This is a genomic window from Verrucomicrobiales bacterium (assembly GCA_016793885.1).
Taxonomy (GTDB): Bacteria; Verrucomicrobiota; Verrucomicrobiia; order Limisphaerales; family UBA11320; genus UBA11320.
Window position 1 is genome coordinate 37098 of record JAEUHE010000151.1, and the last position, 14532, is coordinate 51629.

Annotated in this window: 10 protein-coding genes; 5 read left to right on the forward strand and 5 right to left on the reverse strand. The window is 60.4% G+C overall.

Going from position 1 to position 14532, the window contains the following annotated elements:
• The first annotated feature begins 25 nt into the window (after positions 1-25).
• On the forward strand, positions 26-2056 hold the full coding sequence (ligA, locus tag JNN07_17495) for an NAD-dependent DNA ligase LigA (GenBank protein MBL9169538.1): 2031 nt from the start codon (positions 26-28) through the stop codon (positions 2054-2056).
• 120 nt (positions 2057-2176) lie between these two features.
• Here ligA and JNN07_17500 read toward each other — a convergent pair whose 3' ends face one another.
• A complete protein-coding gene (locus JNN07_17500; protein ID MBL9169539.1) occupies positions 2177-2662 on the reverse strand; it encodes a VanZ family protein in 486 nt (161 codons plus the stop codon).
• Between the two features lie 95 nt (positions 2663-2757).
• Between JNN07_17500 and JNN07_17505 the strand changes: the two genes are divergently transcribed.
• Positions 2758-4521: a hypothetical protein gene (locus JNN07_17505; protein MBL9169540.1), complete on the forward strand. Its 1764-nt coding sequence runs from the start codon at positions 2758-2760 to the stop codon at positions 4519-4521.
• A 10-nt stretch (positions 4522-4531) separates the two neighbouring features.
• Positions 4532-5278 carry a pyridoxine 5'-phosphate synthase gene (locus JNN07_17510; protein MBL9169541.1) on the forward strand — a complete coding sequence of 249 codons (747 nt, stop codon included), beginning with the start codon at positions 4532-4534 and terminating at the stop codon, positions 5276-5278.
• A 17-nt stretch (positions 5279-5295) separates the two neighbouring features.
• On the opposite strand, the gene JNN07_17515 is transcribed toward JNN07_17510, so the two are convergent.
• The gene (locus tag JNN07_17515; protein MBL9169542.1) at positions 5296-5733 is read right to left on the reverse strand and encodes a sulfite exporter TauE/SafE family protein; all 438 of its coding nucleotides are present in this window, start codon (positions 5731-5733) and stop codon (positions 5296-5298) included.
• 43 nt (positions 5734-5776) lie between these two features.
• Positions 5777-7462 carry an apolipoprotein N-acyltransferase gene (gene lnt, locus JNN07_17520; GenBank protein ID MBL9169543.1) on the reverse strand — a complete coding sequence of 562 codons (1686 nt, stop codon included), beginning with the start codon at positions 7460-7462 and terminating at the stop codon, positions 5777-5779.
• Between the two features lie 99 nt (positions 7463-7561).
• Between lnt and JNN07_17525 the strand changes: the two genes are divergently transcribed.
• A complete protein-coding gene (locus JNN07_17525; GenBank protein ID MBL9169544.1) occupies positions 7562-8344 on the forward strand; it encodes a ThuA domain-containing protein in 783 nt (260 codons plus the stop codon).
• Positions 8345-8431: 87 nt separating this feature from the next.
• Positions 8432-10048, forward strand: coding sequence for a DUF4832 domain-containing protein (locus JNN07_17530; GenBank protein ID MBL9169545.1), 1617 nt, complete (start codon positions 8432-8434; stop codon positions 10046-10048).
• Positions 10049-10104: 56 nt separating this feature from the next.
• Here the strand turns inward: JNN07_17530 and JNN07_17535 are convergent, their stop codons facing one another.
• Together JNN07_17535 and JNN07_17540 are read right to left on the reverse strand one after the other, a co-directional pair.
• Complete coding sequence (locus JNN07_17535) at positions 10105-11559, reverse strand: sulfatase-like hydrolase/transferase (protein ID MBL9169546.1); 1455 nt, start codon at positions 11557-11559, stop codon at positions 10105-10107.
• Positions 11556-14477 carry a tetratricopeptide repeat protein gene (locus tag JNN07_17540; GenBank protein ID MBL9169547.1) on the reverse strand — a complete coding sequence of 974 codons (2922 nt, stop codon included), beginning with the start codon at positions 14475-14477 and terminating at the stop codon, positions 11556-11558. Before JNN07_17540 ends, JNN07_17535 begins: the two co-directional genes overlap by 4 nt.
• Positions 14478-14532 lie beyond the last annotated feature (55 nt).

Consider the following 14532-nt stretch of genomic DNA (forward strand, 5'->3'; position numbering starts at 1 on the left):
GTGCGTCTTTCCTGAAATGGGCCTTGTGACAGACGCCCAAACCCGTCAACGGCATGCGGAACTCTGCGAGGAGATCCGCCGGCATGATTATGCCTACTACATTCTAGCCAAGCCTGTGGTCAGCGACCGAGAGTATGATCGGCTCATGGCGGAGCTTCTGAGGTTGGAATCGGAACGGCCCGAGTTGCGCACCGCGGATTCGCCGAGCCAGCGGGTCGGCGGCGCTCCTTTGGAAGGGTTTACTTCGGTTCGGCATGCCGTTCCGATGATGAGTCTCGACAACACTTATTCGCAGGAAGAAGTGCGGGAGTTCGTATTGAGGGTTCAAAAACTCTTGCCGGACAAGGTTTTGGAATGGGTGGTGGAGCCGAAGGTCGACGGGGTGGCGATCAGTCTTCGCTATGAGGACGGGGTGTTGGCGGTGGGGGCGACCCGAGGGGATGGGACCACGGGAGATGACATCACCCACAATCTGCGCACCATTCGCAGTCTCCCGTTGCGGCTTTCCGGGCCAACGGCTCCGTCGGTGCTGGAGGTGCGAGGGGAAGTGTTCCTGCCGACGGCGGGGTTCACTCGGATGAACGAGGAGCGTCAAGCGGCCGGAGAGGAGGCGTTCGCCAACCCCCGTAACGCCGCGGCTGGCTCCCTCAAACAGCTCGATTCACAGGCGGTGGCCAAGCGGCCACTCGCGGTCGTGGTCTACGGCATCGGACAGGTTGTGGGGGATTTTCGTCCGGAGACCCAGGTTGACCTGGTAGAAGGTTTGAGGCGGTGGGGGCTGCCAACTCCGGTCAGGCTGTGGCGGTGCGGGTCCACTGAGGAGCTGCTCGCCGCCATCACCGAGCTCGACGAGTTCCGGAAGAGCCTGGGCTACGAGACGGACGGTGCGGTGGTTAAACTGAACTCGATCGTGGACCGCGAGAAGCTGGGCTCCACCTCGAAGGCTCCTCGGTGGGCCATTGCCTACAAGTATGCTCCTGAGCAGGCCGAGACGCGGTTGAATTCAATTTCCATCCAGGTGGGAAGAACGGGGGCTTTGACGCCGGTGGCGGAGTTGGAGCCCGTTTTTCTCTCTGGCAGCACGATCAGTCGGGCGACCTTGCACAATGCCGAGGAACTGGCGCGCAAGGATATCCGGATCGGCGACACCGTGATTATCGAAAAGGCGGGCGAGGTGATTCCTGCGGTCGTTTCGGTGGTGCTCAGCCGGCGCACGGGAAGCGAGCAAGTGTTCGAATTTCCCAAGGTTTGTCCCGAGTGCGGAAGTCAGATCAATCGATTGGGTAAGGAGAACGAAGCCGAGCAGGGAGTCGTGTGGCGATGCGTCAACCCGGACTGTCCGGCGCAGGTGCGAGGCCGCATTGAACATTGGTGTTCGCGGGGCGCGATGGACATCGAGGGGGCGGGAGAGGTTATCGTGGCGCAGCTCGTCAAACATGGCTTGGTGCTCGATGTGGCGGACCTGTATCGACTGAGAGTGGCCGAGTTGGCGGCCTTGGAGCGGATGGGTGAGAAATCGGCCCAGAATCTGGTCGACGGCATTCAGCAGAGCCGGGAGCGTGACCTCTGGCGTCTGCTGTTTGGGCTGGGAATTCTTCATGTGGGGGCTGGTGTTGCGAAGGCCTTGGGCCGGCGCTTTTCATCCCTCGATGAGTTGATGCGGGCATCCGAGGCGGAATTGTTAGGGGTGGATGATGTGGGCGAGGTGATTGCGCGCAGCGTGGTGGCCTGGTTCAGCGAGTCTCGCCATCGATCCCTCATATCCCGGTTGCGGGAAGCCGGGCTCAATTTTCAGTCTGCGCTCTACGTTGCGGGCGAAGCTCAGGGGCTCCTGGTAGGCAAGACCTTTGTGCTCACGGGCACCCTGCCGGGAATGACCCGCGAGGAGGCTGCGGCACAAATTGAAGCGCTTGGCGGCAAGGTGAGCGGCAGCGTTAGCAAGAAGACCGACTATGTCTTGGCGGGGGACGACGCTGGATCCAAGCTAGAGAAGGCGGCGAAGCTGGGCGTTCCGGTGATAGATCTCGCCGGGTTTCGTCGACTGGTGGAGGGGTAATTCCTCACCCCGACTCCGAGTCGGGTTGATTGCTAGCAGGCCGGCATCCAAAAAACCCGAGAACTTGACAGTAGCCCTGGCTGGCACCCTGCAGAACGATATTCCAAGTCCGACGGCCTGCTAGGGGGGGAATTCGGCCGCTCGGCGGCTTTTCACTCGGTTCCAGCCATAGCAGATCAGCACCCCCAGGAGAGCCCCGCAGGAATCCAGCGCGACATCCTGCCAGTGTCCGGTCCGCGAAGGCACGAACATCTGGTGGAGCTCATCGGAGGCGGCGTAGGTGGCGGCGCTAGCCCAAGCCACTGCGGCGACACGCCAGCTCCAAGGCGGAGTGGGGGCAGCAACCGAGTTTCGAGCTGCCGACAGCGCGCGCCAAAGCAGGATCGCTAGGATGGCGTATTCAGTGACATGGGCGCCCTTCCGGATCAAAAACACCACCTGCTCCAGGCCGGCTTTAGTAATGTCCGGGTAAAGCCAGCGTACGATCGGACCGATAAATCGGGAGGTGTTTCGGGAAGCTCCCATATCGCTGGATGCCCCAAAAATAACGAGCATCCAGGCAGCCACCATCAACCAATGTTTAATCGAACCGCGAATCAGCGACATCTCAGGAGATCACATCAGACTCCGATCCCCTTGGAAAAGGAGAATTTCTCCATTGGCTTTCCCGAGCCTTTTCTGGCATTGAAAGGTTCTCATTCATGAACACGAGTTCAAATTTTCTTTGTAGGCTCACTGTTGTAGCGGCGTGTGTGCTGAGCGCCTATGGATTGGCGCAGGCGCAGGAGGATTCGATTGTTTACCGACACCACTCGGTAGGCTCGAGTGGCTTTGCCGCCTTGGAGGGCGGCACGACCTTCAAGTCGATCTGGGCGATGTCTCAAACGGAAGAGGTCCGCAGGCAAGTGTATGCATCCCTGGGACGAGCATTGGCCAAGCAGTTCTCGGGGGCGGGCACCAATGACCTGGGGCCGCTCTTTGTCCCGCTGTTTAGCGATTTGGTTCAATTTGAATCGGTGGCCGACGTGCGCGGCCAGGACGGCAAGCTTGAGTGGACCGTGGCAGTGCGGCTGTCGGAGCCCCGCCAGAAGGCGTGGCAGGAGGCTTTCCAGCAGATTCTCACGCAGGCGAAGCTGCCAATTCCTTCTGTGGGCAAGCTGGAGGGCTATCCCGCTGGCCAAGCCAAGTTTTCCGAGCGGGAGTTCAGCTGGGTATCGGCTGGCGATTGGCTGGTGGCGGGGCTGGGGGTGGGGCTGGGGGTGGGACGGCCAGCCCAGCTCGGCACGATGATCTCGGGGATCAAAACCGCCGGTCGTCCGGTGGCGGCCCTGGCAGGACCCTGGATTAAGGTGAATGCCGATCTTTCCCGTTTGCGCCGTTCTTTTCCTCTCTTGCCCGAGTTCATTGGATCCAAGCTGGAGCTGACTATGGCTGGCAAAGGGGAGGGCGTGAGGACCGACGCCAAGCTCTTGTTTCCGGAGCCTCTCAATTGGCAGGCTGAGGAGTGGCAGATTCCTTTGAACAGCATTATGGACCCCGTGGTGGGATTTTCGGCCGCGCGGGGCATTGAGCGTCTCCTGCGAAAAAACGACGAAGTGGGGCTTCTTCAGCTCCCTGCGTTTCCGAACCAAGCCTGCTCCTGGTCGGTAGCCAGCGTGCCTTACTTCACGTTCGTGGCGGCTCCGTTGACCGGGGTTAGCAACATCATGTGGAATGCCCTGCCGATGCTTCCGACCCTCATCACCAACCACGGCAAGCTTTCGGGACAGCTGTTGTGGGTGACCAACAACACGCAAATTGTCTGGCAGGGATTGCCGATCATGACCCCGGTCGTGCGTCCTTTGTTCGATGGCGGACGGGAGTTTATCCAGGCGGGCATGATGCCTTTGCCCTCGCACGTGCGCAAGCCACCCGAGGAGCTCTTTCAGTTTACCAAGCGCGCCAATCTTGCTTGGTATGACTGGGAGATCACCGAGGAGCGGGTCAACGCATGGCGACGTATCTACATGCTCGGTCTGCTGGGTTTCCTGCGTGAGTCGCCGATGACCAACGCCCCCACCCAGCGCCTTCTGGACCAGCTGGGGCAGGGCCGAAAGCTGGGCAATTCGATCAGCGAGTTGACAGTGACCGGGCCTTCCGAGCTGAGCTTCCTCCGACATTCACAGGTTGGCCTCACCGGCTTGGAGATTGTCAGCATTCTGCGCTGGATCGACTCGTCGAATTTTCCGTTCACTTGGGAATCCACTCCCTTCATGGATTTCAAGAAGAACTCGGCCCTGCGGAAAGCCAGCCGCACCAACGCGGGTCCTCGGCAAGTGACGCCGATGCCTCCCAGCCGCCAGGTGCCATCCAAGCCCGCGCCGGGCGCCGCTACCGGGGCGAAGCCGAGCGGTGGTGCCTCTTCGCTGAAGCTTCCGGCGCCCGCTCCCGCGAAGCCGGTGCAGCCATCCGCCCCGAAACCTTAGGTCATTCCGCATGCTCAAGCTAGGTGTCAACATAGACCACGCCGCCACGCTGCGCGAGGCGCGGTATCGGGGCAAGCCAGGCGGTGAACCGGATCCCGTGGCGGCCGCGCTTCAGGCGGAAGCGGCGGGAGCCCAGGGCATCACGGCCCACCTACGCGAGGATCGGCGTCACCTGCAGGATCGGGACCTGATCCGACTGCGACAAGAAATCACGACGCGGCTTAACCTCGAGATGGCGAACACTCCGGAGATGGTCGGGATCGCCCTGAAGGTAAAACCCGACATTGTCTGCATCGTCCCTGAAAAACGGCAGGAGATCACCACGGAAGGCGGGCTGGATGTGCTGGGGCAGGCGGAGTTGCTTCGCGAGAGCATTGCCCGGATCAAGGATGCCGGCATTGAGGTGAGCCTCTTCATCGCTCCGGATCCGGAGCAGGTCGAGGCCTCCGCGCGAGTCGGGGCGCAGTTCATCGAGCTTCACACTGGCAGTTATGGTGAAGGTTTTGCGGATCGGACCGTGAGAGAGCGCGAGCTTGTTCGTCTGGTGGAATCAGCTCGTCTGGCGAAACGCGTGGGCTTGAGAGTCAATGCGGGACATGGCCTGAATGTTCCCAACATCCCCGCTTTGTTCGTAGTTCCCTACTTGGAGGAGCTCAACATAGGACACAGCATCCTCAGCCGCTCCATTTTTATCGGAATGACGGCGGCCGTTCACGAGATACTCGAAGCGATGAAGGGCTACCCCGACGGTCGTTGAGACCAGGCGCGGCGGGTTCACCCGTGCTTGGCGGTCGCCGCGGCTGCCGTTGGGCTGGACGGCTTAGCCGGCGGGCTCTTGGAGAACGTGATCTGGAGGCCGGCGAGAATGATCAGGAGTCCGAACAGGCGCTTCAGGGTATCGGCATCGACATGATGTTTGGCGATCCAGGCTCCGAGGTAGCTTCCGAGAATCGCGGTTGGAGCGAGCCATAGAACCACCTGCCAGTGAACGTTGGAAACCTGTGCGTCGGAGTGGTGATGCTTGAAAGTGCCGACGATCGCGGTGGGGATGATCACTGCCAGGGATGTGCCAATGGCCTGTTTGATGTCGCGGATCGGCGGACTGAGCAGATAAAGCATCGCGGGCACCATCACAATTCCGCCTCCCACTCCAAACATCCCACTCGTAATGCCGCTGGCGAGTCCGATCAATGCTGAGATGAGAATTGTCATGGCTAAGCGTTCGCGGTTGGGGGTGGCGTGCGAATGAGTTGGGCTAAGTTAGGGTCGGGGGATTGAGGCCGGCCGCTGGGTGCCGTCTGGATCGGATCCAGACTGGCAATCCGATCGTCATCACCAGAAGTGTGCAGCTCCAGCTGAAGACCTCTCCATGTTTGCGATAGAAGGTCCAGGACTCCTTGGGAGCATGGTGGAGCGGCACCGTGAAGTGTTTGACTCCCTCTCCATAGGGGCTGATCCCGGACTCAAATTCGGAGCCAAAGAGACGTCCCCGAGCGTCGACCCAGCAGGTGATGCCATTGTTGCTGCAGCGGACCAGGGGGATGCCGTTCTCAATTGCTCGAAACGCCGCGCTCGTGGTGTGCTGCCATTGCTGAGCGCTCTCTCCGAACCATCCGTCGTTGGTAATATTCAACAAGAACTGGCAGTCCTCCTGAGCCTGATCGCGGACCACCCTGGCAAACATATCCTCGAAGCAGATCAGGGGACTGAAGCGCAAACGCCGCGGGGGGATTTCGAAGCTGACGCGCTCCTCGCCGGCGCTGAAACCGCCGGTGATGGGGGTGAACCAGCGGAGGAAGGGCAACCATTTAACGAGCGGCACGTATTCGCCGAAGATCACGAGCTGTCTTTTGGCGTAGTGGGCCGCCAGTTCACCCGTTGGACTCAGCAGAAACGCACTGTTGTAGTAATTCGTCGCCTGGACCGGGGCGGTCACCGGGGTAAGGCTGATGTCGTCACTCCCGAACACCATCCACGTGGAGGTATTGGTGAGCAGCCGAGTCAGTCCCAAGTAGAGTTCCGCCTCGAACCGGATGGGATAGGGCAGGGCGGCTTCGGGCCAGACCAGCAGATCAGGTTTTTCCGTCATGGCACCGCGGGAGAGCTCGAATAATTTGGAGAGCCGCTGGCTGCTGGCGTTCTCGTCCCAAATCATGGTCTGCGGGATGCTGGGCTGGACCAAGGCGACTCGGAGTTCCTGGTCGGCCGCGGAGGTGGCGTGGAGCTGCTTCCAGCCATACGCTGCGACCAGGAACACCGCCGTCATGGGAACGGCGAGCTCACGTTGCCAGGCGAGGCGTTTAGAGGGCGCCTTGGCGATCTCGCTCGCGGTGAGCCAGAGGGCGACGGACCCCCAGACGATGAGGAACGAAACTCCTGAGACCCCTGTGAACGCAGCGATCTGAGTGAGGAGCAGGAGCGAAGAGTGTGATGCCCCGAGCAGGTTCCAGGGGAATCCGGTGAAGAGATGGCTTTGGACCGTTTCCCCAGCCACCCAGGCCAGGGCGCAAAACAAAGCCCAAGTGCTCCGCTGGGCCCAGGTGGTTTCCTGTCCGGATTCGAACCGAAAGCTCAGGTGTGGACTGTCGGTGGAAGGCGGGGTCTCTCCCGGAAAGAGCCGCCAGCACAGCCATGCCCAGCTCGCGCAGTAAAGACCGAGGTAGGCGCATAGCGAGATCCAACCCAGAATCGGAAAGAAATCCACCGGCATGTAGAGCAGCCAGTGCAATCCGGCGAGCGCGTGGACCACGCCGGCTGTGTATCCCAATCGGAAGCGAGTTCGAGAGGTGCAGCCGGAACCCGCCAGCAGAATCATCCCGGGAGCGATCCAGGCGAAGCCCGCCACGTTCCAGCGTGGAAACGCCATGGCCCACAGCAAGCCGGCGGCTGCCGCGATGACATAGCGCAGGATTAGGGGGCGTCGAGCAAGTCCACGTTGCACTCGTTGATTATCACCCAGGCTGCCGGACGTAGGCAATCAGTTGTTCGTTGCGCCTACCTTGGAGTTGACTCGCGCTGGGGGATGGTTCATTTCAGGGGCATGAACCCGAGTCTCCGTGTGCGTGTCTGGAATGAATATGTCCACGAGCGCGAAAATGCTGCGGTCGCGGCGATCTATCCGCAAGGCATCCATGAGACCCTGGCTGGATTTCTGCGGGAAGTGCCGGACTTCCAGGTTTCCACGGCTGTTCTGGAAGAGCCGGAACATGGGCTGTCTGAATCGATTCTTCACCAGACTGATGTTTTGCTGTGGTGGGGGCATGCCGCCCATGATCGTGTGTCCGATGAGGTGGTGGCCCGGGTGCAGGAGCGGGTGATCCAAGGCATGGGTCTCGTAGTTCTCCACTCAGGGCACAATTCCAAGATCTTTAAGCGTTTGATGGGGACCAGCTGCATGCTTTGCTGGCGGGAGGCGGGAGAGCGGGAGCGTGTGTGGGTTGCTCAGCCTGGGCATCCGGTCGCCGAGGGAATTGGGGACTGCATTGAGCTCGAGCAGTCGGAGATGTATGGCGAGCCTTTCGGAATCCCCACTCCTGATGAACAGGTTTTCATTTCCTGGTTTGAAGGAGGAGAGGTCTTCCGGAGCGGCTGTTGTTGGACCCGCGGGAGCGGACGCATCTTCTATTTTAGTCCGGGACACGAAGCTTACCCCATCTACCATCACCCGATGATTCAGCGGGTGATCAGCAACGGGGTGCGCTGGGTTCGTCCGTCGGGCCGTCCGGCCAATGTGCCGCGCCACGTGCCGATCGAAGCAGCTCGCGAGCCTCTGGTTTCCAGGGGGCCGCGCCTCCATGACCCCAGCGGTCGCCTCGAGCACTAACTCAGCCTCGAGTGAGTGACACCTATTCCTGCTCCTTGACGTGAAGGAAGCTTGACGTCGAAGTCTGGGCCGTTGAGGGTTTGCTAAATGGTGCATCCTCGCTATCTCTGGAGCCGGTGGTTGGTCCGCAGCTTTCAGGTGGCCTTCCAAGTCAACCTGGCGACCTTCTCCATCCTGGCAGGACTGGTGGAACTGGAGCCCGCTCCGGCTCCGCCTGACAATCCACTCAAGGGTTTCATGCCCTACTCCGGCGCTTATGCCACGTTTCCTCACAGCCTGGAATGGACTTATCTCCATCTCAGCGAGGTCCAGTCAGGTTACAACGAGTTCCGCTGGTCCTATCTCGATGGCCTGCTGAACCAGATCGCGGGCCGGGGGCACCAGGCTATCTTCCGCACCTTTTTGGACTACCCGAACCTCGGGTATGGCGTGCCTGGTTTTCTGTCGCATGTTCCCAAGCGATCCTACACCGATCACGGCAATGGGGTTCGCGGGACCAGCTACAGTCCCGACTATTCGCATCCGGATCTCCGTCGCGCCATGACCAATTACATTGCCGCGCTCGGAGCGCGGTATGACGGAGATCCAAGGATCGGATTCATCACCATCGGAATGCTCGGGTTTTGGGGAGAGTGGCATACCTTTCCCTACAATGGGTTCGATGGTAAGCCCGACTGGTTTGCGCCTGTGGCGGTGCAGAAAGAGATCCTGGATGCGTTCACCCAGGCTTTTCCGCGCACCAAGCTGTTGGTGAGAGAACCCAAGGATGGACTCGATTTTCGCAAATGGGCGGTGGGCTACCACGACGACTCCTTCGCCTTCTCAACACTGGCCCCAGTGCCGTGGCACTTCTGGCCACGCATCAGCAGCAAAGGCTTGGATTCGATCTGGAAGACTCAGCCCATCGGAGGAGAGGTTCGTCCTGAAATCCAGGGGTGCATGTGGCAGGAGGGGGCTGCCTGTGTTCCTGTCGGGCAGGGATATGAGCAATCTGTCGCGACCACGCACGCCTCCTGGATGTTGAATCAAGGCGCGTTCAACGGACGCCTCAGCGGTGACGCGCTCGGGCGCGCGATCGAGGGGGCTCGTCAGTTGGGCTACGAGTTGCGAGTCCTCGCCGCGGAGTTTCCCCAACGAGCGGGAGTCGACCGATTCTCCGTCGGAGTGACCATGACGAATGCAGGGGTGGCCCCGTTCTACTATGCCTGGCCGGTGCGTCTGGGGATGCGCTCTGGCACCGGGAGCATGCGCCTGTGGACCAACTCATGGAATCTGACCGAGGTGATGCCGGGTCGCGGCAGCTCACGGTTCACGGCCAATGTGGCGGTGGATGGCCTCGGAGCGGGCGACTATCAACTGATGCTGAATGTGCCCAATCCGTTGCCGAATGGGCATCCCCTCCGCTTTGGAAACCGTAACCAGGATCTAACTCTTCCCGGATGGTTAACCTTAGGGGACATTCGGATTGGAAGCCCTCCCCGGGTGGAGAACGTCTCACTCTCTGGTCAACAGATCCACGTTGACTTTGGCTCCCTGGTGGCTGGGTGGAGATATGTGGTGGAGAGCAAGGAGCTCGGGAACTCCACCGAAACAGGTTGGACCGTCGTTGAGTCCTGGACAGCGACTGCAGATCGAGCGGCTTGGACACATGTCCTGAACGGGGCGGAGTCGGGACGTTTCTATCGACTGGCCGAAGAGCGCTGATTTCGGCCCGTACACGGTTGGAGGTCCTAGTCCTACTCGCAGCGCTGAAGGACAGCTCAGTTCTCTCGAGGCTTGGCGGCGGGCGACGCGGCGTTTGGCTCCGCTGTTGGCTGCTTGAGAGGCCAATCCGGGTGTTCCGTTCGAGCCGTCTTCAAGAATTGCTCCATGCGGGCGGCGACCTCCGGTTTGGCCTCGGCGAGGTTATGCTGCTCGGCGGGATCCGCCTTCAGATCGTAGATCTCCAGAGCCTTGTCGATGGCCGTTCGAATCCCTTTCCACGAGCCCATGCGCACTGCCTGCTGGGTGTGCGGCTGATGAGTTTCCCAATAGAGAAAGTCATGCTGGTTGGTTTGGGCCAGGCCGTAGAGGCTTCGCGCCATGGAGATTCCATCGATTCCCTTTGGTTTGGGCAGGCTGGTCAGTTCGGCGACGGTGGGGACCAAATCCCAAGCCGCCCACACTTGGTCGCTTACCCGGCCGCCGGGGATTTTGCTGGGCGACCACACGATCATTGGCACCCGAATGCCTCCTTCGAACAGATCTCCGCGTCCCCCCCTGAAAGCGCCGGTGCTCTTCAGGCGCGCCGCGTTGGTCCGGCCAGCCTGCTCTGGCCCGCTGTCGCTGGTCAGCACCACGATCGTGTTTCGGGAGAGCTTGTTGGCCTCGAGGCTAACCATGAGACGGCCGATATCTTGATCCAGTCGAGAAATGGAGTCCGCTTTGCGTTTCTCCGCCGGCGTCCAGTCCTTGCCGGCATAGCTGCTTTCCGACGCCGTCTGGGCAGCTGAACTCATGGGCGGAGGGGGCAGCAAGCTGGAGCCCGGCAAGGTGGATGAGTAGACCAGCAAGAAAGGACGATATTGCGCGGACCTCAGAAAATTAGTCCCCATGAGAAGCAGGAGATCGGGGAAGTATTGCCCCTTCTTTCCATTCCGATTGCTCTCCAACGTCCAGTCCTCGCCATTCCGGTACAGGGTGACAGGATAATTGTCTTGAGCCTTTCGGACATCCAGGAGAGCCCGCACCTCTTCGAATCCCTGGCTTAGGGGGGTGCCGGTTGAGCCCGCGAGTCCCAGCCCCCACGAGCCTAACCAGGTAGTCTGATAGTTGGCCGGCAAAAGCAGTCGAGCCAGCGTCAGCTCCCCGGAGGGAAGAGGGATTCCTTCTCCACCGCGCACGCTCGAATGGCCGGTATGGCGTCCGGTGATCAAGGAGCAGCGAGACGCATTAGCGAGCGGGCTGCCCGCGTAGAAATCCGTGTAGCGAACGCCTTCGGCGGCAAGTCGATCCATGTTCGGCGTGCGGATCTCGGTCTGTCCATAGCACCCAAGGTCTCCATGACCCAGGCCGTCTGCGATGATCAGGAGGACATTGGCGGGAAATTTTTCCGCCATCGATTCGCGCATCGACCGGAACTGCGGGGCTCGGTTGGTTGCTCCCCAAGCGAGCGGGGCCATGGCTCCGATGAGCATGGCAGCGATACACCGGAGCAGGAACCGTCTGGAGTTCATTTAAGCTGTCTCAGGCGGTTGCGGATCTCTTCGGCTTCGGCCGAGCTCGGAGCCTTCTTGAGGTATTGCTCATAGAACTCGATCGCATCCTTGTTGCGCTTGGCGCGGAAGGCGACCTCCCCCAGGCCATACAGGACCTGATACGGCACATCGGGCGACAGCAGCCGAACGCGTTCATAGTCCTGCTGAGAGCGAGTCAGGTCATTCATCTTAAGGTAACAGATGGCGCGGTTCAGCAAAGCGGGACGATTGTCCTTGTCCATTTCCAGGGCTTTGGTGAGCGCGGGCACCGCTTCGCTGTACTGATCAATGCGCATGAACGCCGCCCCGTAGTTGACCCAGGCGTTGACATTGCTGGGCTGAGTTTGGATTTGTCGTTCGAGCGTCTGTCGCGCCGCCGCCAGGAATTCACGGCTTCGGTTGGTTGACCCCCGGCGGTGCTCGAACGCGGCGCGCTGGATATAGATGCCGACCAAAGTGCTGAACGGCATGTCCTCCATCGGATAGGAGGCGATGGTGTCCTTGAGCAGTTTCTCTGCGCGCGGCAAGTCATCGGTGCGATCCGCGGATTTGGCTTCAATCTCGACCAGCTCCATGAGGTTGGTAACATTGGTGAGATACTTGCCAGCGGCCTTTTCACGGACGTTGCTGATGATTCGAAGCGCCATCTCCGGCCGGCGCGCTTCCACCAGCAGCTTGGCGATCGCGACCTCGTATTCCATGGGATCCTGGCTGCGCTTGGCGACCGTTTGAAGCAGCTGGGCGGACTGGATCAGATTTTGTCCCTCCGCGAAGGCGCGGGCCAGCAAGAGCATGTTGCCGGTTTCGATGACCGGTCCGGCGGCGCGGAGCAACATCTGCAGACCGCCGTAGATTTTGAGCTTCTCCAAAACTTCCGGTGAGGGAGCCAGTTGCGATTGGGCGTTGGTGCGCGAGTGAGCCAGGTACGCCCGGTTGATCATGGCCGAGGCGTTGTCGGGATTGAGCTTCAGGGCCTTCTCGAAATAAGAATCAGCCAAATCCGGCTGCCCCTCAGTAAAGAGCTTGGCTCCGAGCCAGTTCAGGGATCGCGAGTAGCCTGTCCTGAGAATCTGCGCACCGGTGTCCTTAGGAAAGCGGTCCTTGGAAGTGGAGGCCTTCTTGGGTATGGAGGCTATCACACTGGGGAAATCGGACGTTTCCATACCCCGCCAGAAGGCGTCCTCTGCGGCGATTTTTTCGCGGGCCAGGGGCGGGGCCTCGATTCGGTTCGCCGGCAGCGGGAGCAGCCGATAAACCATGCCGGCCGGTTCCAGATAATTGCCCTCAAAGAAGAAACCGAAGCTGGGCTCGGTGTAATAGACCAGGTTGGAGCGGGATAGGTCGCTGAGGAAGCGAAGAACTGTGGATCGGTCCAGCAAGGTTCGGCTGCCAAAATCCCGACTCAGGGCGCCCCAGCGGGCAGGCAGCTTCTTCTGCATGGCCTTGTGGTAGGCACCCAGCATCAGGCCGCCTGAGTCGACGTGCGTGAGCTTGGATTGACGTCCCTGGTATGAAGCCCCGGCTTGCGAGAGGTAAAACCACAACGGCGTGTCGGAGATGGTGATCGAACCATCTGGGATACGTTCTACCAGGCGCTTGGAGTAGGTGCTGAGGTGTCCGGAGTAGGAGCTAAACATCCCGCCCAGGTTCCGGTAAACCAGCAATCCAGGCACCGCTATCAACGTGAGTATCAGGACCCCGACGAGGATCTGGTTCACGACCTTTCCAAATGCCGATGGACGGCCCCATTTATGGATCGAAGGAGTTCCGAAAACGAGGTAGAAATAACCGGCGTAATAGCCAAGTGAAATCGCGCTGAGGTAGTAGACCGTGAGCACGACCGGTGTGCCCGCGGAGGCGGCCAGCTGTCGGACGCTGACCTCGGTTGAGCCCACGCCCGTCATCTGATATTCGAACGCCACCAAGCAGCCCAGCACGAGGAACAAGCCATGGATGATGTGCATCAGCCAGGCGGTCACCTGATGAGACGCCCCGCTGATGTCCCCGCCGGATTCACCCCAACGGAACGCGAAGCCTAGGAGCGGAAGCAGCGAGACGGAACCGAGGAATAGGGCATAAACCCGGCCGTAGGAGAAGATCGCCGATTTTTGAGTGCCGAGGTAGGTTCGCAGGGCCTCCCAGAAGCTGAGCCAGGAAGCGTCCGAACCGATGTGAGCCAAGGGGACGATGAGATAAGCCAGGAGGCCGACCGAACCCAGCAGGGCAAACTTCATCAAGAACTGGAAGGCGAAGAACGGGCGACCCTTGACCCAGGCAACGGTCAGTAGGAACAGGGGCAGGTAAGCGATCATCGAAAAGCTATTTGCGATGCCGAAGCCGTACGCCAGCGCCGCCTTGTGAAGCCATCCGTCCTTGCCATCGATGCGAAACTCAGCGACCGCCCTTACCACGTAGGCGAACAGCACGAGGTCGAGCATCTCGTTCGAGAACGAGGTGGCGTTCTGCCAAAAGGTGAGTTGCAGCGCGCAGACCAGCAGGGCGAGGCTGGCGGGCAGCCAGCCGATGGACGCCGGCAGAATCCCGCGGTTATCCAAGACCCTCTGGCGCTGGAGCCGGGTTCGTTCCTGGGGCAGGATTAAAACCGTCCTGATCAGCATGGCGAGTGACGCCATGGCGGCCAAGAAGGTCAATCCGCTCAGCAGCACCGGCTGAACCGACAGGGGGAGGAACCGGATGGGATAAGTGAGGAGGAAGTGGACCGGCCGCTCGGCGAGCGGTTTCCAGTCCCACCCGTTGATCTGCGCCAAGGCGGGAAGATTTTGCTGGCTTAGCCAACGATCCATGGAGAGCAGGTATAGCACCCCAATGACCGCTAAAAGTATCCAGGGAAGCCACTTCAGCCCCGAGGCCCGATGTTCAGTTTCTCGTGTTTGCATCCGAATGTGATTCCGGCAAGTTGACCGCAATGGGCCTCGCTTGGCAAGGCACCAT